Source organism: Micromonospora tarensis, from assembly GCF_016803395.1.
Taxonomy (GTDB): Bacteria; Actinomycetota; Actinomycetes; order Mycobacteriales; family Micromonosporaceae; genus Micromonospora; species Micromonospora tarensis.
Window position 1 is genome coordinate 1 of the sequence record NZ_JAEVHL010000504.1, and the last position, 1,400, is coordinate 1,400.

Below are 1,400 nucleotides of genomic sequence, written 5' to 3' on the forward strand. Positions count from 1 at the left end.
GACGGGCGGGTGCCCGCGCCGGTCGGGCTGGCCGCGTACCGCATCGTGCAGGAGGGCCTGGCCAACGCGGCCCGGCACGCGGCCGGCGCCGCGGTGCGGGTCACGTCCGCGCCGGTCCGTCCAGCCTTGGGGTACGGGTGCAGAACGCGCCGCCCGACGCCGGGCGGACCCGGTCGGGCACCGAGACGGGCACCGGGCACGGGCTGACCGGTATGCGGGAGCGGGCCACCTCGCTGGGCGGTACGTTCACCGCCGGGCCGCTACCGGACGGGGGTTACGCGGTGGTGGCCGAGTTGCCGTACGACGCGGAGGGCGGGGACCGATGATCCGGGTGTTGATCGCCGACGACCAGGCGATGGTCCGGCAGGGCTTCGGGGCGTTGCTCGCCGCCCAACCGGACCTGCTGGTGGTGGGTGACGCCGCCGACGGCGCGCAGGCCGTCGCCGCCGCCCGTCGGCTCGACCCGGACGTGGTGCTGATGGACGTGCGGATGCCGGTCATGGACGGGCTGGCTGCCACCCGCAAGCTGCTCGGTGACCGTTCGGCGCAGCGCCCCCGGGTGCTCATCCTCACCACCTTCGACCTGGACGACTACGTCTACGAGGCGCTGCGCGCCGGGGCCAGCGGCTTCCTGCTCAAGGACGCCCCGGCGGCCGACCTGGTGCAGGCGGTGCGGGTGGTGGCGGCCGGAGACGCGCTGCTCGCCCCGGCGGTCACCCGCCGGCTGATCGCCGAGTTCGCGGCCCGCCCGGACCGCCGCCGGCCACGCCCCACCGAGCTGGCCGGGCTCACCCCGCGCGAGACCGAGGTGCTGCGGCTGATCGCCCGGGGCCGCAACAACGCGGAGATCGCCGAGGACCTGGTGGTGGCCGAGCAGACGGTGAAGACGCACGTCGGGCGGATCCTGGCCAAGCTGCGTCTGCGCGATCGGGCCCAGGCCGTGGTGCTGGCGTACGAGACGGGTCTGGTGGCCGCCGGCGAGTAGCCCTGCGGAGCCAGCCAACGAACGGCTCCCCGGTACGACGACCGGGCCGGACCGACCCGCGCACTCTGCTCCGGACGACATTCCGGAGGGAGAACGTGATGCGACGACGAGGTGCCAGCCGGGTGGCGGTGGCCGCGCTGCTCGGCGTGAACCTGGTCCTGCCGACCCGATCCGAGCCGACCACCGCGACGGGGTTCGTCGAGGCGTACCCGGTGGTGGCGGCGGCGATGCGCGCGGCCGGGCCGCCGTACGCGGACTGGGCGGCCGACGGACGCCGGTTTCTGCTCTTCGACAGGCGTGGCGACGGCCGCGCCGTCGAGGTGCTCGGCGACCTGGCCGGCGCGGACCGGATCGCGGTGCTGGTGCCCGGGGTCGGCAGCACGCTCGCCGACTTCGACAGGGGGTTGGGCGGGGT

3 protein-coding genes are annotated in these 1,400 nt (G+C 75.7%); all 3 read left to right on the forward strand.

Annotation, left to right across the window (positions count from 1 at the left end):
- Positions 1-137 precede the first annotated feature (137 nt).
- Positions 138-326: an ATP-binding protein gene (locus JM949_RS35935; protein ID WP_203152472.1), complete on the forward strand. Its 189-nt coding sequence runs from the start codon at positions 138-140 to the stop codon at positions 324-326.
- Entirely contained in the window at positions 323-985 is a 663-nt protein-coding gene (locus JM949_RS35940; RefSeq protein ID WP_203152473.1) for a response regulator, read from the forward strand. Before JM949_RS35935 ends, JM949_RS35940 begins: the two co-directional genes overlap by 4 nt.
- A gap of 98 nt (positions 986-1,083) precedes the next feature.
- A partial coding sequence (locus JM949_RS35945; protein WP_238434484.1) for an alpha/beta hydrolase occupies positions 1,084-1,400 on the forward strand: 317 nt, incomplete at its 3' end.

Bases quoted from the DNA above. Each gene is read 5' to 3' on its own strand.
- JM949_RS35940 (WP_203152473.1), top strand. From the start codon at position 323: ATGATCCGGGTGTTGATCGCCGACGACCAGGCGATGGTCCGGCAGGGC.